The organism is Pseudomonas sp. LTR0 (genome assembly GCF_036630035.1).
Lineage (GTDB): Bacteria > Pseudomonadota > Gammaproteobacteria > Pseudomonadales > Pseudomonadaceae > Aquipseudomonas > Aquipseudomonas putida_Y.
Map to the genome: position 1 here is coordinate 3,171,866 of NZ_CP123734.1, position 22,266 is coordinate 3,194,131.

Genomic DNA, 22,266 nt, shown 5'->3' on the forward strand with positions numbered 1-22,266 from the left:
CGCTACCTCCGGGATTAGGGCTTGGCACAATGAACATTACGGGCCCAAGCTACTATCCGCCGAGCAGGCCCTATCCCTCGGCATAACTAAAGCCGACACCCGATGGCATCAGAACAACCACTGGTCGCCGCCAAATTGGACAGCTATCACACATAACGAAGTAGCCACACCCCAACCAACCGTAGAGTTCACAGTGCTGCTGCCTGCATTCAGGCTAGGCGTAAGTGAATGGTCAGGAAGTTCGAGTTCCCTCCGTGACGACCACGGAATTGACGTATTCCCAATCACTCCAGCCGGACACATCGTAGACGCTGGATTAATTTTGCATTTCGAGAACACGGTTGCCAACCAAAATCATGTCTCACTGCATCTAGCTTACAGCGCCGATCAAGGCCTGGACGAAGATAATGAGATCCTTTCAACTTTTCGCCTGGAGCGCTGATCATGGCAACCATCTGGATATTCAATTCAACGTCATACTCCGGACACCCTCCTGCAATTGGAGGGCAGTTGGCAAACGTATCCGAGGTTACCTTGTGCCTGAGAAACCCATGGATAACAGATTCCGTGTTTATGGGAAAATTATACTGCGCAATGACGATCACACTACTGGCAGGCACTTACCCCTATCTACCCCCTAACATCTCGAAACTTTACAACGAAGACATTTTAATGATGCTTTTATTATTAATAACCCCCTTCGTGTTTACTCCTTTCCTAGCTTATCGAATTTTCTTTATAAAGGGCTTATCAACTATCTGCCTCAACCGATCAACCCAAAAAATCTACTACCAACGTTTGAGCAAGGTATTTGTGTTTGAATGGGCTAACACAGGAGGTGGCATCTTCAAACGCACCGAATACGGCGGCTCATCGTTCAGCACCAGCTATGCCCTCGCCTTCGCCCCCCGCCGCGAAGACGGCAGCCTGCACCAAAAAGACTGCCTCTGGGTCGACAGCAACGAACCCACCGAACCCGGCGTCAAGCATGTCGCCGAGGTATGGGAGTACCTCCGCCACTTCATGGACCACGGCCCGGACAAACTCCCCCCGCCCGGTGAACCCAACTGGTGGCACAAGCCACTGCACGCCATCTGCCTGACCCCGGCCGAAGCCTGGCGCCACTATGCCCCCTGGCGAACCGGCGAGCCCGGTGAAATGCAGGGCAAAAAGAACTGGCAATTGCCGTTCTGGGCCGTGTTGTTCCCCTACAACCTCTCCGTAGCCATCTGTTGGTACGGCATCTGCCGCCTGTTCAACGTCCGAGCAGCGCCACCGCCACCCGAAGCATTTGAGGAGGCCCCAGCTCATTCAACCCAAAGGAAGCGTACATGAGCGACGCCTCCGTCAGCAGCGCCACCTCCGGCCCTGCCTGCAGCGCACGCGTACCCATCCTGCCAGTGCGCTACGCCATCGTGCCCCGCACCGGCGACGCCCCCGCCTGCCGCTATGTCGATGCAGGCTTCAACCTGGAACAAGACTTCCCCACGCTGCAGCACTCGGCCTATACCCTCCGCGCTTTGCGCCCAGGTTATGTCTACGTGTTCATGAAAGGCCCTCAGGGCGAAAAGCTGGTCATTCATGAGCACGTCGGCGCGGGCCTCTACAAGGAGCTGCGCTACCAAGGGCTGGAGGACTACCACCGGCGTGAGCGCTACCTGTCCGGCCAGAGCATGGGCTGGGTGTGGGCCGACACCTGTCAGGACTCCGCCAAGGAAGTGTGGATCGGCTACAGCCCGCACCTGTGGACCAACGCCATCACCGCCCGTATCACCGGTTCGCCAGCCCTGCGCAAACGGCACATGCGCCAGCTGGACATGGCCGACCTGGTGAGCGGCAACCAGGCGCCGTCCACCCAGCCCCATGTGTTGCCAGTGAGTGCCCTGCAAACCTGGGTCGAAGACTTCAAACCGACAGAGCGGCGCATGCCGCTGACCTGGAGCAGCGACCCGGTCACCGAAACTTTGCCCATCGGCAACCTCACTGCCATCGCCCGCCACTACCCCTGGACCCAACCGAAAGTGCCGGTGGTGGTGGCGCTCGCCGACGCCGAAGGCATGGCCCTGGACCTGAGCCTGTCGGTCTCGGCCTACCAGCATCAACTGCGCGACCTGATGCCGGCCGAGCAACTGGAACACACAAAACCCGCCCAGCCTCCCGAGCAGGAGCGCGTGCCGGCATGCTACCGGCTGGATGCCGAACAGCTCAGCCCGCAGAGCCGCGACTTTCACCATCGCAACCTAGTCGCCATGCTGCTGAACAAGACGCTGGAAAGCCTGTACCCGGCGGATGCGCCTTCACCAGAACTGGCCGCGTTCAGGCTTGGCACGTCACGCCGGGGGCCCGCCCTGTCGCCGGCCGAGTCCCATTTCCAGGCCCTCACCCATGAAGACTATTCACCCAATGGTGCACGCCTGGCACAGCGCCTCGATGTCGACAAATACCGACGCTTCCTCGCCGAACGCGACGCGCTGGAACGGCGTATTGCCGCCCTGCGCAACCTGGCCTTGCAAGCCAGCAACGATCATGACGCCTGGCTGGCGACGGCCGAATCCCAACACATCGATAACCCCTACAGCCTGGCAGCCGCCTTGGCCTGTTACGACCGCGACGAACGCACCTCCGCCCGCGGTCTGGAAATCTCACTGGCGTTGCTGATTCACCCAATGGGCCAGCCGACACCCGGCACCGAAGATCATGACCGACGCTTCAAACGCCTGGAGCAATGGCTGGACCAGCACGACAGCCCGCTTTACACCGCCTTGGCACCGTTCAACCCGTTCAAGGACAAAGCCGATTCGATCGGCACCTTGTTCGGCGCCAGCGACAACGTGATCGAAGGGCTGGCTGGTCGCTTCCCGGCCATGGCAGACATCACCGACCTCACCGCCCAGTCGGTCAATACCGTGGTGCTCAAGCGCCTGCGCGGGCAGACCCGCTGGGATGCCAGCCATGGCCTTCGGCGGCAGGTGCAGTTGGCAGCGCGTGAGGCCAATGCCGATAAAGCACTGGGGTTGTTGGCGGCGCGCTATCGCATCACCGAGCAGGCCATTACGGAAAATCCCTTTAGCCAGGAGGTGCAGCGGTATTTGAAGAGCGGCATGGCGCAGGTTGAAGAGATGAAAGCGTTGCGCATATCAGGAAGCCGCACGGTGTCCATCGAGCTGACCACCACTGCGCGTGTTAAACCTAGCTTTCTCGGGCTGCTCACCTCGGGCGGTGGTGGTGGTTTAAACGCGGGGATGCTGTGGTTCAACATCTTATCGCTCAAGACGGCCTACAACAGCCTGCAGAAGAGCGACACACCGGAATACACCCTGGGGTTCGCTTCATCTGTTTTCGGGGTGATTGGTGCAGCGGCGGCGACATTGGTCAGCGTACGGGCAACGCAAAAGGCCGTCATGCTGAGATTAAGTGCCACAGCGCCGGGCATGGCCTTTGGCAATGGGATTATCAAGTTCTTGAGTAGCAATTTGTTTGCGCGTTTAGCCGGATACCCGGCGATTGCACTGGGTTTTTTCGCGGACGGTACTAAGGCGCTACGACAGTACGAAAATGGTGATCTAACTGCAGCCGGTTACACTGTGGCGGGTGGGTTCACCATGGCTATTGGTTCCGCTGTCGTCCTTGAAGCAGGACTTGCAATTGCAGGCGTGACATCGGTTGTGCCCTTTGCCGGATGGGCCGCCGCTGCCCTTGTCCTCGTAGGCGTAGCCATCATCGCAGGAGGCCTCTACCTACACGCCAAGGCACATGAACGCCTTCACAGCCCAATAGAACTGTGGGCAGCACGTAGCATATTCGGCAATCGCATCAATGATGGAGAGTCGCACGCCGACATCAACTTGGACTTTGACAAGAAACTTCCTGCTTTCACCTCACTGCAAACAGAAATTAAGGCTTGGCACAATGAACATTACGGGCCCAAGCTACTATCCGCCGAGCAGGCCCTATCCCTGGGCATAACTAAAGCCGACACCCGATGGCATCAGAATAACCACTGGTCGCCGCCAAATTGGACAGCTATCACACATAACGAAGTAGCCACCCCCAACCAACCGTAGAGTTCACAGTGCTGCTGCCTGCATTCAGGCTAGGCGTAAGTGAATGGTCAGGAAGTTTGAGCTCCGTCCGTGACAACCACGGAATTGACGTTTTCCCAATCAGCCCGACCGGCCACCTCGTAGATGCTGGCTTAGTTCTAAATTTCGAAAACACCCTCGCCAACCAAAATCATGTCTCACTTCATCTAACCTACAACGCCAATCAAGGCTTGGACGAAGACAATGAGACCCTGTCAATTTTTCGTCTGGAGCGCTGACCATGGCAACCATCTGGATATTCAACTCAATGTCAGACTCTGGACACAAGCCCTCTATCACAGGGCAACTATTAAGCTTATCCGACACCATTTTATGCTTAAGGAATCCATGGGTCACAGACTCTGTCTTCATGGGAAAGCTGTATTGCGCGATAACTGTTCTGTCAATTGCCGGCTTTTACCCATATTTACTATCCAGGGATATATGGCGCATGTACGAAACCGCTCCATTATTAGCGACTGGATTCTTGCTTATGCCTTTCACTTTCCTACCTTTCCTCATTTATCGAATATATTTCATAAAACGCTTATCAAGCTTCTGCTTCAATCGGGCGACCCAAAAAATCTACTATCAACGTTTAAGCAAGGTACTGGTCTTTGAGTGGAGCAATACCGGCGGTGGTATTTTTAAGCGTACGGAATACGGCGGCTCATCATTCAGCACCATCTATGCCCTCGCCTTCGCCCCCCGCCGGGTAGACGGCAGCCTGCACCAAAAAGACTGCCTCTGGGTCGACAGCAACGAACCCACCGAGCCCGGCGTCAAGCATGTGGCCGAAGTGTGGGAATACCTGCGCCACTTCATGGACCACGGCCCGAACAAACTCCCCCCGCCCGGTGAACCCAACTGGTGGCACAAGCCACTGCACGCCATCTGCCTGACCCCGGCAGAAGCCTGGCGCCACTATGCCCCCTGGCGAACCGGCGAGCCCGGTGAAATGCAGGGTAAAAAGAACTGGCAATTGCCGTTCTGGGCCGTGCTGTTTCCCTACAACCTCTCCGTCGCCCTCTGCTGGTATGGCATCTGCCGGCTGTTCAACGTCCGAGCAGCGCCACCGCCACCCGAAGCATTTGAGGAAGCCCCCATTCAACCCGGCAAAAGGAAGCGCAAATGAAACCCATCGTACTGGTAGGCCATCGTCATAGCTGCCCGCTCCATGGCGAAGGCACTGTGGAAACCGGCGCAAATGCAACATTCGTGGATGGCAAGGCCGTCGCTCGTGTGGGCGATCGCATCAGTTGTGGCGCCGTTATCGAAACCGGCGCTGCCTGCACAATCATCGAGGGCCACCCCGCAGCAAGGGAGGGTGACACTACCAGTCATGGAGGGACTTTGATCGAGGGGGACCAGGGTTGGCTCATTGATTGAAAGCCACTATCGGTCACTGAGCCGGATACTGAAGCCTGTCAGTCATCCGGTTGGGGTCGTCCAGCGGCTGCTTCGCGGGTGCCCCGTTCTCACACGCATGGCGCCAGCCCGCAAACTGCGCCATATCTGCGTCAATCCAGCACTGGCCGAAGCAACGCCTGTGCCTCGTAAAGGGTCGGCAAATACCGCAACCGTATCTCATCAATACTCAACCGCGAAGCATGAGTCGTGATGGTCAGCGTGGCTTTCAACTGACCGGCCCGTCCCAGCAATGGCACCCCCAGCACCCGCATACCGATTTCATACTCCTGATCAACGATACAGAACCCCTGCCCCTTCACGCGCAACAGCTCAGCGTCCAGCTGCGCCCGGTCTGTCAATGTGTAAGGCGTCAACGCCCGCAGCGGGTGACGGGCAAAGTATTCGTCTCGCTCCCCCTCATCCAGCCAGGCCAGCCAGACCCGCCCGCTGGCCGTGCAATACATGGGTACCCGCGAGCCCGGCCTGATCGACAAAGACGCCACATGGCTATACCGGCTACGCACCAGATGGATGATCTCATCGCCATCGCGGGTACCCACCGATACGTGCTCCTGGGTCTGGCGCGCCACCTGTTCAACAATCGGCCGCAGCATGCGCGGCAGTTGCGCCGAGTCCACATAAGCCTGGCCGATACGCAAGGCCTTGGGGGTCAGCCAGTACTCACGGCTGTCAGTTTCGGCAAAGCCTTCATGCACCAAGGTCAGCAGAAACCGCCGCACCGCACTGGGCGTAAGGCCAGATAACCTGGCCGCCTGCGGCACACTCAGGCGCGGCTGCTCGGCGCTGAACAGTTGCATCAGCGCCAGGCCTTTCTGCAAGCCCGCGATCAGGTCACGGGGATGGATGACAGGTGTGTTCATGCATTCGACTCGCTACCAGAGGAACAAAAACAGCCGATTACTGCGATAACCGGATCATGACTGCGATTATCGCATTAAGTGGCCGCTTGACGCATTGTTGCCCGCGCCCATCTGCCTCACCCTTACCTCCATAACAACGCCAATAAGGAGGTCAGCATGATTCGAGGTTCCACTGAACTGGTCGCCATCGTCGGTTCGCCCATCGCCCAGGTGAAGTCCCCGGAAAACTTCAACACCTGGTTCAACCACAACAACTGCAACCTCGCCATGCTGCCCATCGACCTGCACGAGGCGGCGCTGGACAGCTTTGCGGATACCCTGCGTGGCTGGCAGAACCTACGCGGTTGCGTGGTCACCGTGCCTTACAAGCAGGCGCTGGCCAACCGCGTGGACGGCCTGAGCACGCGCGCAGCTGCCCTGGGTTCGGTCAATGTGATACGTCGCGAGCGCGACGGACGCCTGCTGGGCGACAACGTGGACGGCGCCGGCTTCCTCGGCGCTGCGCACAAGCATGGCTTCAAACCGGCGGGCAAACGGGCACTGGTGATCGGTTGCGGCGGTGTTGGCAGTGCCATTGCCTATGCACTGGCTGAGGCAGGGATCGCCAGCATTACCCTCAGCGACCCCACCACAGCACGCATGGGTGCTGTATGCGAACTGCTCGGCAACGGCTTCCCCGGGCTCACGGTCAGCACACAGTTCAGTGGGCTGGAAGACTTCGACCTGGTGGCCAACGCGTCCCCGGTCGGCATGGGTACCCGCGCAGAGCTACCGTTGTCCGCCGCCCTACTGGCCACCCTGCTGCCAGACACCCTGGTCGCCGACGTGGTCACCTCACCCGAGATAACCCCGCTGCTGAACCGCGCGCGGCAAGTAGGTTGCAAGGTCCAGACTGGCCCTGAAATGGCCTTCGCCCAACTGGGCCATCTTGGCGCCTTCATGGGCGTCACGCCGTCGGAGATCTGAGGCTATGACGACTCTGGAGCACACACGCAACAGCTTCGACCTGGTTGTGCTGGGCAGCGGTGCCGGTGGTTTCGCCGCTGCCGCCACAGCATCCCGCCGGGGGCTAAAGGTGCTGGTGGTGGAAAAGGCCGAACGCTTTGGCGGCACCTCGGCGATTTCTGGCGGCGCGGTGTGGCTGTATGGCACCGACCAAGCCCGTGACGCCGGCGCCAAGGATTCTCCCGAGGCAATGCGCACCTACCTCAAGCAGGTCATCGGCGACGGCTACGACCCCGCCTTGGGCGATGCCTTCATCGAGCATGGTCACCAAGCGCTGCGCTGGCTGGAGCAGAACACCGAACTGCGTTATGCCCTGCGCCCACTCTCACCCGACTATTACCCGGATGCACCCGGCGCCACTCAGTTCGGTCGGGCGCTGGAAATGGTCGAATACGACGGCAAACACCTGGGCACACGCTTCAAGGACCTGCAGATGCCACCGCCCGGCATGCTGCTGTTCGGCGGCATGATGGTCAACCGGGTGGATATCCAGCATTTCCTCAGCATTCGCCGCTCACCCAGGTCGCTGTGGCATTGCCTGAAGCTGATGGCGCGTTACGCGCGCGACCGCCTGCAGCACCCACGCGGCACCCGGCTTACCACTGGCAACGCATTGATCGCCCGCCTGGCCACCAGCGCCTTCGCCCACGGCACGCAGTTGTGGTTACGCAGCGAGGCCGTGGAGCTGATCGCCGAGCACGGCGTGATCACGGGCGTGGTCGTACAGCGCGAGGGCCGCCGTGAGCGGGTAATGGCCCGTGGTGGCGTGGTGTGCGCCATGGGCGGATTCGCAGCAGGCGCAATGGCCGCCAGCTACCGCCCTGCTCAAAAGGCGCCGCACCTGACCATGTCACCACCGGCAAACGACGGAGCCGCCCTGCGCCTTGCCCAGGCCGTGGCAGCAGCCGAGGGCGAGAGCCTGGCGGCCAACTTCTTCTGGGCACCGGTTTCCGAACTACGTCATGCCGATGGTGAACGTGAGCGCTTCCCGCACCTGGTCACCGACCGCGCCAAGCCGGGCGTAATTGCGGTAGACCAAGCCGGGCGGCGCTTCGTCAACGAGTCCGACTCCTACCACCACTTCGTGCACACCATGTTCGCCAACGGCATTGCCAGCTGCTGGCTGGTCTGCGATGCCGAGGCAATGAACCGGTACGGGCTTGGCCTGGCGCGGCCCAAGCCCGTCAACAACCAGGCGTTGATCGACGCAGGCTACCTGTATCGGGCCACCACATCGCAGGCACTGGCCCTGGCCATCGGCGTCGATCCACAGGTGTTTGCGCAAACACTTGCACAGTTCAACAGCGATGCCGGCAATGGCATCGACCGCGCATTTGGCAAAGGCGGCAACAGTTACAACCGCTACATGGGCGACCCGCAACATGCGCCCAACCCATGCTTGGCCCCCCTGACCAAGGGGCCGTTCTATGCCATCCGCATTCACACCGGCGACCTCGGTTCAGCCCGTGGTCTGGTGACCAACGCCGATGCCAACGTGCTGAACCGCAGCGGTTTGCCCATTCCCGGGCTGTATGCGGTCGGCAACGACATGAACTCACTGATGAAGGGCACCTACCCCGGCCCCGGCATCACCCTGGGCCCTGCCCTCACCTTCGGCTGGCTTGCTGCCAACCACATCACCGCGCGCCTGCAGGCGCCGGCTACCCATACGGAGAACCCGGCATGTACTACGAACTGAGAACCTACACCCTCGACCCCTTGAAAATGGCCGACTGGCTGGCCCTGTACCAAAGCCACGCACTCGAGGTGCAGAGCGAACACCTGGGCAACCTGGTGGGCTTTTTCACCAGCGAGTTCGGCGACGTCAACCAAGTGGTGCACATCTGGGGCTATGCCAGCCTCGACGACCGCATGGCGCGCCGCGCAGCCATGGCGGCAGACTCGCGCTGGGCGGAATTCTCGCGACGCAACCGCGAGCTGGGCGCGGTACTGCGCCTGCAATCGCGGCTGCTGCGCCCGACCGGTTTCTCACCGCTGCAGTAAGCCACACACCACCTCTTCCAACAGCCGAGCGGACCCCTTCCATGCCCCCCCTTGAATGTGACGTACTCGTCATCGGCTCCGGCGCCTCAGGCCTGGCTGCCGCCGTAACCGCCGCGCATCATGGCCTGACAGTGGTCGTCGCGGAAAAAGCCAGCCAGCTGGGCGGCACCAGCGCCTGGTCGGGGGGCTGGTTGTGGATACCGCGCAACCCTCTGGCCATCGCCGAAGGCATCGTCGAAGCCGACGATGCCCCGGAGCGCTATTTGCGTGCGCAAACCCACACCCGCGAGTTGGACCCGCGTCAACGCGCCTTCCTGCGCCATGGTCCGGAAATGGTGGCGTTCTTCCAGCAACACACTGCCGTGCAGTTCCAGTGCGGTAGCCGTATGCCCGACATGCGTGAAGGCGATGGCAGTGCACGCGGCGGTCGCTCGCTGTGTGCATTACCTTACGACGGGCGACGGCTAGGGCCTTGGCTGCACAAGTTGCGCCCGCCGCTGGACATCGTCAGCCTGGCCGGCATGGGCATTGCCGGAGGTGCCGACATGGCTGCCTTCTTCAACACCACACGCTCGCCAAAGGCAGCGCTGCATGTTGGCAAGCGCCTGTTGCGCCATGGCCGAGACCTGCTGCTGCACCGTCGCGGCCTACATCTGGTCAATGGCAACGCGCTGGTAGCGCGCCTGCTGCGCAGCGCCCTTGATCGTGGCGTGACATTGCTGACCGAGAAAGCGGCCAGCCGACTGTTGTTGTGCGAAGAACGGGTCAACGGCGCGCTGTTTGCCGACGGCCAAACGATCTACGCACGGCGTGGTGTGGTGCTGGCGTGCGGTGGTTTCCCACATGATCGCCAGCGTATCTCGCAACTGATGCCGCACGCGCCGGACGGTGACCAGCATTACTCCGCTGCGCCCAGGGAGAATAGCGGTGACGGTTTGCGCCTGGGCGAACAGGCGGGTGGCCAGGTGTCTGCGGCAGGCGCCCACGGGGGCGCCTGGGCGCCGGTATCGCAGGTACCGCGCGGCAATGGCCATTTCGGCCATTTTCCACACCTGATCGACCGCGCGAAGCCCGGTTTCATCGCCGTGCGCCGCGATGGTCGGCGCTTCGTCAACGAAGCCGATTGCTACCACGACTTCATGAACGCGCTTTTCGCCGCCACGCCGCAGGCTGAGCAGCCGGAGGCCTGGCTGATCTGCGACCATGCTGCGCAACGACGCTATGGCATGGGTTGGGCCAAGCCCTTTCCCTTCCCTACCCGCTTCTATCAGCGCAGTGGCTATTTGCACAGCGGCGCTACCCTGGCGCAACTGGCGCAGCGCTGCGGGATCGACGCCGAGCAGTTGCAGCGCACGGTGGAGGGCTTCAACCATCATGCGGCACAAGGTGAAGACCCAACCTTTCTACGTGGCGCATCGGCCTACAACCGGGCCCAAGGCGACCCGCAGCAGGCACCTAACCCGTCGCTTCGGCCGTTGCTGAAGGGGCCGTTCCATGCGGTGAAACTGCTGCCAGGCAGCCTTGGCACCTTCGCCGGCCTGGACACAGACGCCTCAGCCCGCGTACTGGACCACGAAGGGCAGCCGATACCCGGGTTGTTTGCAGTGGGTAACGACATGCACAGCGTGATGGGTGGGTACTACCCGAGCGGCGGCATTACCCTTGGGCCAGGGATGACCTTCGGGTATCTGGCCGGTAGAGCGTTGAGCGGGGGCTGTGCACATCATTGATGTCGGTTTTGCGCGCATCAGGCAACCAAGGCCAAAGCCTTCTACCCTTCAGTGACGTGAATACCTGCCGCGCCCGCCGGCCAACGCAACCGTTCGATAACCGAACAGTAGCCCGTCTCTCGAATTGACGCTGCCGTCTTCACTGCTCACCATGCACCGGCCTTGCGTGCCCCCCCTGCCTGGGAAACGATCACGCACCCGTAGCACCGCAGCTGAATACAATTTCAAGAAACGAGCAGTCTATGAACCACTCCAAGATCCCCCCCGCCGCGCCCCGGATGTCCCAGGGCTCGATCGGCGACAAGCTCCGCGGCGCCTTCGGCGTCGGCAAGACCCGTTGGGGCATGCTCGCCCTGGTGTTCTTCGCCACCACCCTGAACTACATCGACCGCGCCGCCCTCGGCATCATGCAGCCCGTGCTGGCCAAGGAAATGAGCTGGACGGCGATGGACTACGCCAACATCAATTTCTGGTTCCAGGTCGGCTATGCCATCGGCTTTCTGCTGCAAGGCCGACTGATCGACAAGGTCGGGGTCAAACGGGCCTTCTTCTTCGCTGTACTGCTGTGGAGCCTGGCCACGGGTGCCCACGGCCTGGCCACCTCGGCGGCAGGTTTCATGGTTTGCCGCTTCATCCTCGGCCTGACCGAGGCCGCCAACTACCCAGCCTGCGTCAAGACCGTGCGCCTGTGGTTCCCGGCGGGTGAGCGGGCCATTGCAACGGGGCTGTTCAACGCCGGTACCAATGTTGGCGCCATGGTCACCCCTGCGCTGTTGCCGCTGATCCTGGCTGTGTGGGGCTGGCAGGCTGCGTTCATCGCCATGGGCAGCCTGGGCCTGGTGTGGGTCGTGCTGTGGGTATTGAAGTACTACAACCCTGAAGACCACCCCCGCGTGCGTCAGAGCGAGGTGCAGTACATCCAGCAGGATGATGAGCCCGAGCCGACCCGCGTGCCGTTCAGCCGTATCCTGCGCCTGCGTGGCACCTGGGCTTTTGCAGTGGCCTATGCGATGACCGCGCCAGTGTTCTGGTTCTACCTGTACTGGCTGCCGCCGTTCCTGAACCAGCAATACAGCCTCGGCATCAACGTGACCCAGATGGGCATCCCGTTGATCATCATCTGGCTGACGGCAGACTTCGGCAGCATCGGGGGTGGCATCCTGTCGTCGTGGCTGATCGGCCGTGGCGTGCGTGCCACGACAGCGCGGCTGGTGTCCATGCTGATCTTTGCCTGCACCATGCTCAGCGTCATCTTTGCCGCCAACGCCAGTGGGCTGTGGGTCGCGGTGGCGGCCATCTCGATCGCGGTAGGCGCGCACCAGGCGTGGACGGCGAATATCTGGAGCCTGGTGATGGACTACACACCCAAGCACCTGGTGAGCACCGTATTCGGCTTCGGCAGCATGTGTGCGGCAATTGGCGGGATGTTCATGACGCAGATTGTCGGCAGCGTGCTGACCGCTACCAACAACAACTATGCCGTGCTGTTTACCATGATCCCCGCCATGTACTTCCTGGCGTTGGTGTGGATGTATGTCATGGCACCGCGCAAGGTCGAGAGCGCCTGAGAGCGCTAGTCACTTACCTCTACGGGGCCCTTGCGGGCCCTTTTTTTGGCTTGGAGTTTCTTGAGAAGCGGACAACGACAATGCAGCGTTCGGTGTGGGTTCACTCGCGAACGTGGCGTAGCCGGTGCCATGCGCCACGTTCGCTCGATCAGACCGCGGCCAACACCGCCTGGGCTTTCTCCAGCGCCATGCGCGCGCGCTGCTCGCCGCTGATGCCCTGCTCCAGCAATTGCCGCGTGGGGATTTCCAGGCTCAGCGGCACGCTAGGCGGCAAGGCGCGCAACAGGCCAACCAGATCGGCATCGCCATCACCCGGGAAGCGTCGCTCGTTACGCGCCTGGCGCAGGATCTCGTCCATGTCGGCCGGTACCGGACCAGCAACGTCACACAGTTGGGCATAGCGCATGCGCTGCGGCTTCAGCTGCGCCAGGTCGTCCAGTGAAGAGCCGGAGCGGTTGAAGTGGAAGGCATCTACCAGTACGCAGCCATTGGCACGGTCGGCGTTGGCCACGACCCGCATGGCCTGGCGCAGGTCACGTACGTCGGTCCAGGGCATGAACTCCAGGTGAGGGTGAATGCCGTATTGCACCGCCAGCTCGCACAATGCGGCAAAGCGTTCGGTCAGGCGCGCTTCGTCGGGGTCGTTGCCCGCTACCAGCAATTCAGTGCCACCCAACCCGGCGCCCACCGCCAGGATCGCTTCGAAGTCGGCCACACAGGTTGCCGGTTCAAGGCGCAGGATCTCCAGGTCGAGCACCTTGATACCCGTGTCGCGCAGGCGCGCCTGGGTTTGCCGGCGCAGTTCGGCATCGGCTACCAGCGGGAAATGCCGCTCCTGTTCGGTGGCGGGTACCAGCCGTAGGCCGACATGGCTGTAACCCGCTCGGGCGGCGGCCTCGACCATGTCCGGTGGAGACAGCTCGAGCACCGTCAGGGCCGCGAGGGAAAAAATTCGATCAGTCATTTATCATCACCAGCAATAGTAAGGTTGTATCAGCCAATGTGCTCGGGCGCGCAAGCCCGACCGCTTTGGGCTGCCTGCCTTATCGCTTCGATCAGCGCCAGTGTGCGCCCCCCGTCAGCAGCGTCGATCAGCGGCACCTGTTCACCCCGGGCAACCCGCACAAAATGCTGCAATTGCAGGGTCAATGCCTCGCCGGCGGGGATGCTTTCCGAGCTTTGCAACAGGGGCGTATGCCAGCCCGAGCCTGCCTCGGCGTAATGCCAGCGCTTGAGCTGGGGAATGCTCAGTGCTCCTTGGGTACCGGCCAGCAGATAGCACGGCTGGCCATCCTGGCGCGGGTACACAGGGCTTTCGCCACTGTCCAGCTCCCAGCTCCACGGAGCAGCCACCGCGTCAGACCCGGTCAGGCTGCCCAGGGCACCGTTGGCAAACTGCAACAGCACTGCGGCGCTGTCTTCGTTGGCAAAACCGCGTACATCGTTGCGGGTGAAGGCTTGCACCTGCACCACCTCGCCGCACAGGTAACGCAACAGGTCAAGGTCGTGGATCAGGTTGGTCAGCAAGAAGCCGGCCCCTGGCTCGCGACGCCAGGGCGTTTCGAAATAGCTGTCGGGCTTTTGCAGCTGCCATAGCGCGGTGACGTTGATCAGACGGCCCAGTTTGCCTTCGCTGATCACCTGGTGCGCCCTGGCGATCAGCGGATTGTGTCGGCGATGGTGACCGACAAGCACCGGCACACCCTGGCGGTTTGAAGCTTCCACCAGTGCACGCACTTCATCCAGGTGCACCCCCACCGGTTTTTCCACCAGCACCGGCACCCCAGCCTCGACACAATCCAGGGCGGTGGCGACATGCAGGTTGTTGGGGTTGGCGACAATCACTGCCTCGGGGCGAACTCGCTCCAACATTTGCCGGTGGTCGGCAAAGCAAGGCACGCCGCAGTCGGCGGCGAAGGCCTCGGCCTGCGGGCCGGGGTCGGCTACCGCACACAGTTGGGCTTGCGGCACATTGCGCAAGTGCTGGTAGTGCTGCCGGCCCATGATGCCGGCGCCAATCAAGGCAATACGAAGGGGTGCGTTCAACAGCCTGTCCTCTTGTCATTGTTGTTATGAAATTCTGAAACCAGGTTCCAAAATTCACACTCGACAATTTAGAACCAAGTTCAGCTTTTCAGAAGAACGGGCGCAACAGACTGTGCGGTAATCGACCGGAATATCCCCTCAGGCAAACAGCTCGCTGGCTGGGCTGGCCGCCGACAGCTCTTCTGCCGCCGCCAGCAATAGCGGTGCCAGCGCTGTAAGGCGGCTCTGTGCCAGCCGCGCGCTGGGCCCGGCGATGCTCAGCACGCCGATCACCTCGTCACTTTGCGGGCGGCGTATCACTGCGGCCAGGGCTGAGGTGCCGATGGCGGAGGTCTCCTCGACCCAGGCATAGCCACGCTCGCGGGCGCGGTGCAGGTAGGCGAGCAATTCATCGGTGGAGCGTGGCGCGTTCGGGCCGAACTGGTCGGGGTCGGCAATACCTTGGCGCAACACCATCTGCAGCGCCTGCTCATCGTCCAGGCTGGCCAGCCAGGCATGCCCGGAGGCGGTATAGAACAGCGGCGCGTCGCGCCCCATATCCGGGTCGTAGCGCAGCCCGGAGCGGGCCCCCTGGGACTTGGCGATCCAGGTTTGCCGGGCACCGTCGATCACCCCAAGGCGCACGAGTTCGCCGCTGTCCTGGGCCAGGCGGTCAAGAATCGGCTGGATGATGTCGGCACCGCTGCTGGCGAGGTAACGAAAGCCCAGCGCTACCAGCTTGGCCGACAGCTGATAGCGGCTGCTTTCCCGGTTCTGGCGCACGTAGCCCAGCCGCACCAGCTCAGTGAGCATGCGGTGGGCAGCGCTTTTGGGAATGTCCAGGCGCTCGGCCAGGGTTTGTAACGGCAGCCCTTGGGGTTCACCGGTAAGGCTTTCTACAAGACTGAAGGCGCGTTCGATCTGACTACCAGCCATGTCACAGGTCCCTGATTTTTTTGCGGATTCTAGAAGATGATTCCACATCGTCGCCAGCCAGCGCAGCTCGGGCCACCTCGAATGTCCGATGATCGCCCAGTTCTTGCCTGACATGCCCGACCTGACCTTGCAGGACCACCCGCCGCCGATAAAAATGTGGAACATTGTTCCAATAAAAACACAGGAAACCCGCAATGTCTTCCGCTCCTCTCGAAACCGCATGCGATGTACTGGTCATAGGTTCTGGCGCCGCCGGGCTGGCGGCGGCCGTCACGGCTGCCTGGCATGGGCAGAAGGTGATCGTGGCGGAGAAAGAACGGGTGTTTGGCGGTGCCACCGCCTGGTCCGGCGGCTGGGCCTGGGTGCCACGCAACCCGCTGGCGCGCAGGGCCGGCATCGAGGAAGACATCGAGCAACCGCGGACTTATCTGCGCCATGAGCTGGGGGCAAACTACAATGCCGAGCGCGTCGATGCCTTCCTTGAGGCGTGCCCGCACATGGTGGCGTTTTTCGAGAAGTACACGGCGTTGCAGTTTGCCGACGGCAACGGCATCCCGGACATGCATGGCGATACGCCGGGGGCAGCTCTTGGCGGCCACCAGGTGATCGCCGCGCCCTACGATGCCCGCGAGGTTGGCGCCCTGCTGCCACGCTTGCGCAAGACCATGCGCGAAACCTCGTTCATGGGCATGCCGATCATGGCCGGTACCGACCTTGCCGCCTTCCTTAACATGACCCGCTCGCCCAAAGCCCTGCTGCACGTGTGCAAGCGCTTTGGCCGCCACCTGTACCACCTGGCCCGCCATGGTCGGGCCATGCACCTGGTCAACGGTGTGGCGCTGGTGGCGCGTCTGGCTAAATCCGCACAGGACCTGGGTGTGCACCTGCAAGCGTCGGCGCCGGTCAAACGCCTGCTGATCGAGGATGGCCAGGTACGCGGGGCGTGGGTCGCTACGCCACAGGGCGAGCAGCTGATCCGCGCCAAGGCCGTGGTGCTGGCGGCAGGTGGTTTCCCCAATGACAACGCCCGGCGCCAGCAACTGTTCCCGCGCGACGCCAGCGGCCACGATAACCTGGCGCTGCCGCCCAAGGGGTGTTCTGGTGATGGCCTGCGCCTGGGCGAATCCGCCGGCGGTGTGGTTGCCACCGACCTGAAGTCGCCGGTGGCCTGGGCACCGGTTTCACAGGTGCCGTATCGCGACGGCAGCGTCGGCCACTTCCCGCACATTATCGAGCGCGGCAAACCGGGCGTTATCGGCGTGCTGGCCAACGGCAAGCGTTTCGTCAACGAAGCGCATGGCTATTACGACTATGTGTCGGCCATGGTCGCTGCAGTGCCGCAAGGTCAGGAGGTGTGCTCGTGGCTGGTTTGCGATCATCGCTTCTTGCGCCGCTATGGCCTGGGGCATGCCCGCCCGGCACCGCTGCCGGTAGGCCCGCATGTGCGCAACGGCTACCTGAAACGCGGTGCCACGCTCGAGCAGCTCGCCCAGGCCTGCGGCATTGACCCGTCCGGGCTGCGCGCCACGGTCACTGACTTCAATACCCATGCCCGCAGCGGCCAGGACCCGGCGTTTGGCCGCGGTTCCACGCCGTTCAACCGCAAGCAGGGCGACCCACGGCACAAGGGCCCTAACCCGTGCGTAGCGCCCATCGAACACGGGCCGTTTTATGCGGTGAAAGTAAAGCCCGGCTGCTTTGGCACCTTTGCCGGGTTGCGCACCGACGGCAATGCCCGTGTGCTGGATGAGGCCGGGCAACCGATCGCAGGTCTGTACGCAGCAGGTACCGACATGGCCAGCGTGTTTGGTGGCTGGTACCCGTCGGGCGGTATCAACCTGGGGCCGGCGCTGACTTTTGGCTACGTCGCCGGGCGGCACATTGCCGGGGTGCAGGGGTATGAGTGAGCTGACTCACAATATCCGGGTGGTCGGCACGCGTCAGGAGGACGCAGGGAAAGGCCGTGGCGCTTGAATCGAGCGCCATGCGGTCTGATCTTTCAGCGTTGTCGTCCCTCCGCTCACAGGTCACGCTGCGCTGTGCTCCTGAATCTGCTCAAGCCAGTAGGCCACATCCACCTCGTCGATCTGCTCGGTGCGCAGGAAGCGCTCGGCATATTGACGGTATACCCCGCTGCTTAGGAACAGCTGTAGCAATTGGCCATCGACGTGCCCCTCGCGGGCCATGGCCACCAGGATCTTCACCGATTCGGACAGGGTCTTCGGGGGTTTGTAAGGCCGGTCTGCTGCCGTCAGGGCTTCGAAGATGTCGGCAATCGCCATCACCCGCTCGGCGACGCCCAGGTCCTGCCCGCCCAAGCGGCGCGGATAGCCGCTGCCGTTCATCTTTTCGTGGTGGTTGCCGGCGATGTCGGGTACCCGCTTGAGCTGGCGCGGGAGCGGCAGCGCGCTGAGCATGATGATGGTCTGCACGATGTGTTCGTTGATCTTGAAGCGTTCTTCATCAGTCAGCGTGCCACGGCGGATCGACAGGTTGTACAACTCGCCGTAGTTGCTGGCGTGGCCTGGCAGGTGCATGTCGAACCCCCAGATATTACGCGGGTCGCCCTTCACCACCGGCGGCGTGCGGGTGCCCCAGGGCACGCAGTGTTCGGGGCGGTCGGCCAGCAATGGCTCCTCTGTCGGTAGTGCAGGCTGCGGCACGCCGACAAGGCGTTCCGCCTCGTCACGGGAGATGCCCAGGCGGTTATCGAAATGGCGCAACCAGCGACGCTTGCCGATCACCTGCAAGCGCTGGATATCGGTGTCCTGCATGAACTCGCCGCCGATGTTGGCCTGGGCGACGAAAGCGAAGTCGTCCTGCAGCTCGGCCTGGCTTCGGCTCAGTGCGGCTTTCAGCACCTGCTGGTCGGCGCCACTGGCCAGGCCTTGCCAGTAGGCCAGCTCCGCATCGCGCCACAGCACTTCGAAACGCATGCGTACTTCGTGAATGCGGTTGTACAGGGTCTCCAGCTTGGTCGCCTTGTCCACCACGTACTCGGGGCTGGTGACCTTGCCACAATCGTGCAGCCAGGCTGCCACACGGAACTCGTATCGCTCTGCCTCGGTCATGCTGAAGCTGGCGAACGGGCCGTTGTCGGCTGCCACTGCCTGGTCCAGCAGCATCTGCGCCAGCTGAGGCACCCGCTCGCAGTGGCCACCGGTATAGGGGCTCTTGGCGTCGATGGCGTCTGCCAACAGCTTGATCATGGCGTCCAGCAGGCATTGCTGGGCTTCGACCAACTGCCGGGTCTCGATAGCCACTGCAGCCACACCGGACAACTCCTCGACAAAGCGCCGGAATGCCTCGCCTACCCGCTCAGGCGCCTGCTCTTCGTCCATTTGCAGGACCAGGATGCCCAACAGTGCCTGGCTACGGTCATTCAGCACGACGGCCTGACTGCGCTCATGCAGGCCGAGGGCCCGGGTCACTGCTGTAGCCAAGTGCTGCCGTGCGCCTTCATCCACTGCCAGTTCGCTTGGGTATTGCTCACCGCGGCACGAGGCGGCCAGGCGCAGCAAAGCCTGTTCGGCGTCGTACAGGTACACCACGCCGGCGTCGCCCGCGGCAGCTTCCACCAGATGGCTCAGCACGCCATCGAGCATGCGCTCCAGGTTTCGCTCACGGCTGAGCGTAAGGGTAATCGCCTGATAGTGGCGAATAGTACCGGCCATTCGGCTCAACACGCGGCTCAGTTCACGCACCTCGGAAACACGCGAGTGCACGCCCACCTCACGGCTGAAATCAAAGCTTGCCAAGCCTTGAACCTGCTCGCGCAACAGCCGCAGCGGGCGGCCAATACACCGGCCAAGCACACCGCCGAGCACCAGCAACACAGCCATCAGCGCCACGGTCCAGAGCAACTGCTCGAACAAGACTTTGCGTGCCCCTACCAGCAGCTCGTGGCCAGGTACGGCAATCAGCACTTGCAAGTCGTGCCCGGCCAGAGTGGTCAGCTGCACGCGAATGCCATACCAGGTCTGGCCGTCCACCTGATAAGGCTGGGGCTGGTTGCCCGTCGGCATGTCAGCGTATAGCCGCGCCAGGCTGGGAGCGCCCAGCTCGGCGATACGCGACAGGCGCACGCCTTGCCCTTCATGCACGATTGCCCGCTGCGGGTCCGGATAAGCCACAACATCGCCCCGGTCATCGACCACAACGATCTCGGTACCCGGGGTCATGCGCAGGTCCTGAATCTCACTGGCCAAGTCGTTGACCGAAACGTCCAGGCCGATCACGGCCCCACCGTCGACGCTACGTTGGGCCATGGTCAAGCCGACCTCACGGGTGGTGAAGAACACATAAGGGCGGGTCAGCACTGTAGCGGGCTGTACCGTGGCTTCAGTGAACCAGGGGCGCAGGCGTGGATCGTAGCGATAGTCAGGTTTGGCCTGGGCCTGCAACAGCTTCAGCGCCCGATCATAAAAGCGCCACTCGCCCTGCACCTTGGCGCCCTCGCCATGGCTGACGCTCTGCACCAGAAATGCCGTGCCCGGTGGGGCCGCGAAACGCTGCATCAGTTGCGGGTCACGCAGGCGACGCACCAACAGGAACTCGCCGCTGGGGTAACCCAGATAGGCGGCGCTGAGCATGCGGTTGGCGTCCAGCATTTCCACCAGCTGTGGCAGCCGATCCAGACGCTGTGCCTGGGTGTGAAGCGTCGTGTTGTGGGCAAGCAGGCGGATGCTGCTTTGCGCCGGCTCGATCAGGCGCCTGGCGCGCTCATCGATGGTCTTGGCAACCTGCTGGGCGGCATCGCCAGCAGCAGCCACGAGGGTCTGGCGAATACCGCGATAGCCCTGCCAGGCCAGGGCAGCGCCGAGCAGCAGCATGCCCAGCACGATGGCCAGCGCCACCAGCCACTGCAGTGAAATACCACGTCCTGTATTGCCAACAACACGCCCCGTCGACACGCAGCCCATCCCAGGTACTCCATGTGCGGCACATTGCCTTGGCTGATTTCTGCAGCAGTGTAGAGTGCGCGTGAGCTTTCTGCCGGGCCGGCAACACGTTTACAGACGAGCGTGCAAGGCTTTGTACCGCGACATAGGCGACGTGGGCCATGATCAGGGCATCAGCCGCGCAACTGGTACCAGGTGGTCTTGAGCTGCGAATACTTGTCGAACGAATGCAGTGACAGATCGCGGCCAAACCCCGACTGCTTGCCCCCACCGAACGGCACCGTCACATCCAGCGCATCGACCGTGTTCACCGATACGGTACCGGCTTTCAACGCCCGCGCTACCCGGTGCACCTGGTTGAAGTCGTCGCTCCAAACCGAAGCTGCCAGGCCATAGATGCTGTCGTTGGCAAGGCGCACCGCTTCTTCTTCCGTGTCGAAGGCGCTGACCGCCAGCACTGGGCCGAATACCTCCTCCCGCGCCAGGCTCATGCGGCCCTCGACACCGGCAAAAATGGTCGGTTCGATGTAGTTGTCCGAACCTTCGATGTTCAGGCGTCGGCCGCCACACACCAATTGCGCGCCCTCTTGCCCGGCACGCACGATGGCGGCCTCAATGCGGCCGGTCTGTTCGGCATCGACAATGGCCCCGGCGCGGCTCGCCGGATCCAGCGGGTTACCGGGCAGCCACTGGCGAGCCTTGACCTGCAGGCGCGCGATGAACTCATCGTGAATGGCACGCTGCACGTACAGCCGCGAGTTGGCCGAACACACTTCGCCCTGGTTGAAGAAAATGCCAAAAGCGGCTTTTTCCGCAGCCAGGTCCAGGTCCTGGCAGTTGTCGAACACCAGGTTCGGGCTCTTGCCGCCGCACTCCAGCCAAACCTGCTTGAGGTTGGACTGCGCCGAGTACTGCATGAAGTACTTGCCCACCTGGGTGGAGCCTGTGAACACCAGGCAGTCCACATCCGGGTGCAGGCCCAGCGCCTGCCCGGCCTGCTCGCCAAGGCCTGGCACCACGTTCAGTACGCCTTCCGGCAACCCCGCTTCCAGCGCCAGTTGGGCCAGGCGCAGGGCCGAGAACGGTGATTGCTCGGCGGGCTTGAGTACCACGCTGTTACCGGCAGCCAGCGCCGGGGCCAGCTTCCAGGCGGCCATGTCGAGCGGGAAGTTCCATGGCACCACGGCAGCGACCACGCCGAGGGCTTCGCGGGTGATGGTGGCCAGCGCATTGGCAGCAGTGGGCGCCACCTGGTCATACAGCTTGTCCAGCGCCTCGCCGTACCAGGCGAACACATGGGCAGAACCCGGCACGTCGATGTTGTAGGCGTCCATCACCGGCTTGCCCATGTTCAGCGAGTCCAGCAAGGCCAGTTCTTCACGATGGGCCATGATCAGCTCGGCCAGGCGCAGCAGCACTTTCTTGCGCTGGCCCGGCGCCATGCGCGGCCAGGGGCCATGTTCGAAGGCCCGACGCGCGCTGGCGACGGCCAGGTCGACCTCGGCCTGGCCGCAGGCGGCTACCTGTGCCATCAGGTTGTTGGTGGCGGGGTTGATGGCTGCGAAGGTGGCGCCATCCTGTGCATTGACGGGTTTGCCATTGATCAGCGCTTTGGATGGCAGGTACAGGTCCGAGGCGCGTTGTTGCCAGAATTCGAGGGTGAACATTTGTACTCCAGGCGACCGCGGTGGCGATCATTTTTTGCGGAAGTAACAGGTACCGCA

15 protein-coding genes and 2 pseudogenes are annotated in these 22,266 nt (G+C 62.3%); 11 read left to right on the plus strand and 6 right to left on the minus strand.

The window, feature by feature from the left end; translation table 11 throughout:
• Positions 1 to 13: 13 nt before the first annotated feature.
• The 5 genes and pseudogenes from QCL51_RS14650 to QCL51_RS14670 form a co-directional block, all read left to right on the plus strand.
• Positions 14 to 442, plus strand: a pseudogene (locus QCL51_RS14650) (hypothetical protein); the annotation flags it as partial.
• A 2-nt stretch (positions 443 to 444) separates the two neighbouring features.
• The gene (locus QCL51_RS14655) at positions 445 to 1,335 is read left to right on the plus strand and encodes a DUF6708 domain-containing protein (protein ID WP_101196512.1); all 891 of its coding nucleotides are present in this window, start codon (positions 445 to 447) and stop codon (positions 1,333 to 1,335) included.
• Positions 1,332 to 4,321, plus strand: a pseudogene (locus QCL51_RS14660) (T6SS effector BTH_I2691 family protein). The gene QCL51_RS14655 and the pseudogene QCL51_RS14660 overlap by 4 nt, the downstream one beginning before the upstream one ends.
• Positions 4,322 to 4,323: 2 nt before the next feature.
• Complete coding sequence (locus QCL51_RS14665) at positions 4,324 to 5,217, plus strand: hypothetical protein (protein ID WP_338443584.1); 894 nt, start codon at positions 4,324 to 4,326, stop codon at positions 5,215 to 5,217.
• Positions 5,214 to 5,471 (plus strand): PAAR domain-containing protein, encoded by a 258-nt coding sequence (locus QCL51_RS14670; protein WP_003250871.1) that lies wholly within the window; start codon positions 5,214 to 5,216, stop codon positions 5,469 to 5,471. Before QCL51_RS14665 ends, QCL51_RS14670 begins: the two co-directional genes overlap by 4 nt.
• A gap of 131 nt (positions 5,472 to 5,602) precedes the next feature.
• Here the strand turns inward: QCL51_RS14670 and QCL51_RS14675 are convergent, their stop codons facing one another.
• Complete coding sequence (locus QCL51_RS14675) at positions 5,603 to 6,373, minus strand: IclR family transcriptional regulator (protein WP_021784807.1); 771 nt, start codon at positions 6,371 to 6,373, stop codon at positions 5,603 to 5,605.
• Positions 6,374 to 6,529: 156 nt separating this feature from the next.
• On the opposite strand from QCL51_RS14675, the gene QCL51_RS14680 reads away from it, so the two are divergent.
• The 5 genes from QCL51_RS14680 to QCL51_RS14700 all read left to right on the plus strand — a co-directional run bounded on the left by QCL51_RS14680 (position 6,530) and on the right by QCL51_RS14700 (position 12,680).
• Positions 6,530 to 7,339: a shikimate dehydrogenase gene (locus QCL51_RS14680; RefSeq protein ID WP_338443590.1), complete on the plus strand. Its 810-nt coding sequence runs from the start codon at positions 6,530 to 6,532 to the stop codon at positions 7,337 to 7,339.
• 4 nt (positions 7,340 to 7,343) lie between these two features.
• Positions 7,344 to 9,077 (plus strand): FAD-dependent oxidoreductase, encoded by a 1,734-nt coding sequence (locus tag QCL51_RS14685; RefSeq protein ID WP_021784809.1) that lies wholly within the window; start codon positions 7,344 to 7,346, stop codon positions 9,075 to 9,077.
• Positions 9,062 to 9,382, plus strand: coding sequence for an NIPSNAP family protein (locus QCL51_RS14690; protein WP_003250862.1), 321 nt, complete (start codon positions 9,062 to 9,064; stop codon positions 9,380 to 9,382). The genes QCL51_RS14685 and QCL51_RS14690 overlap by 16 nt, the downstream gene beginning before the upstream one ends.
• Positions 9,383 to 9,423: 41 nt before the next feature.
• Positions 9,424 to 11,112, plus strand: a complete 1,689-nt coding sequence (locus QCL51_RS14695; protein ID WP_021784810.1) for an FAD-dependent oxidoreductase — start codon at positions 9,424 to 9,426, stop codon at positions 11,110 to 11,112.
• A gap of 242 nt (positions 11,113 to 11,354) precedes the next feature.
• On the plus strand, positions 11,355 to 12,680 hold the full coding sequence (locus QCL51_RS14700) for an MFS transporter (RefSeq protein WP_021784811.1): 1,326 nt from the start codon (positions 11,355 to 11,357) through the stop codon (positions 12,678 to 12,680).
• A gap of 148 nt (positions 12,681 to 12,828) precedes the next feature.
• Here QCL51_RS14700 and QCL51_RS14705 read toward each other — a convergent pair whose 3' ends face one another.
• The 3 genes from QCL51_RS14705 to QCL51_RS14715 all read right to left on the minus strand — a co-directional run bounded on the left by QCL51_RS14705 (position 12,829) and on the right by QCL51_RS14715 (position 15,641).
• The gene (locus QCL51_RS14705; RefSeq protein ID WP_021784812.1) at positions 12,829 to 13,644 is read right to left on the minus strand and encodes a sugar phosphate isomerase/epimerase; all 816 of its coding nucleotides are present in this window, start codon (positions 13,642 to 13,644) and stop codon (positions 12,829 to 12,831) included.
• A 29-nt stretch (positions 13,645 to 13,673) separates the two neighbouring features.
• The gene (locus QCL51_RS14710; RefSeq protein WP_021784813.1) at positions 13,674 to 14,726 is read right to left on the minus strand and encodes a Gfo/Idh/MocA family oxidoreductase; all 1,053 of its coding nucleotides are present in this window, start codon (positions 14,724 to 14,726) and stop codon (positions 13,674 to 13,676) included.
• 138 nt (positions 14,727 to 14,864) lie between these two features.
• Positions 14,865 to 15,641, minus strand: coding sequence for an IclR family transcriptional regulator (locus tag QCL51_RS14715; protein ID WP_021784814.1), 777 nt, complete (start codon positions 15,639 to 15,641; stop codon positions 14,865 to 14,867).
• 194 nt (positions 15,642 to 15,835) lie between these two features.
• On the opposite strand from QCL51_RS14715, the gene QCL51_RS14720 reads away from it, so the two are divergent.
• On the plus strand, positions 15,836 to 17,548 hold the full coding sequence (locus QCL51_RS14720; protein WP_021784815.1) for an FAD-dependent oxidoreductase: 1,713 nt from the start codon (positions 15,836 to 15,838) through the stop codon (positions 17,546 to 17,548).
• A gap of 120 nt (positions 17,549 to 17,668) precedes the next feature.
• On the opposite strand, the gene QCL51_RS14725 is transcribed toward QCL51_RS14720, so the two are convergent.
• On the minus strand, positions 17,669 to 20,563 hold the full coding sequence (locus QCL51_RS14725) for an HD domain-containing phosphohydrolase (protein WP_275967236.1): 2,895 nt from the start codon (positions 20,561 to 20,563) through the stop codon (positions 17,669 to 17,671).
• Positions 20,564 to 20,715: 152 nt separating this feature from the next.
• Positions 20,716 to 22,209 carry an aldehyde dehydrogenase gene (locus QCL51_RS14730; protein ID WP_338443596.1) on the minus strand — a complete coding sequence of 498 codons (1,494 nt, stop codon included), beginning with the start codon at positions 22,207 to 22,209 and terminating at the stop codon, positions 20,716 to 20,718.
• Positions 22,210 to 22,266 lie beyond the last annotated feature (57 nt).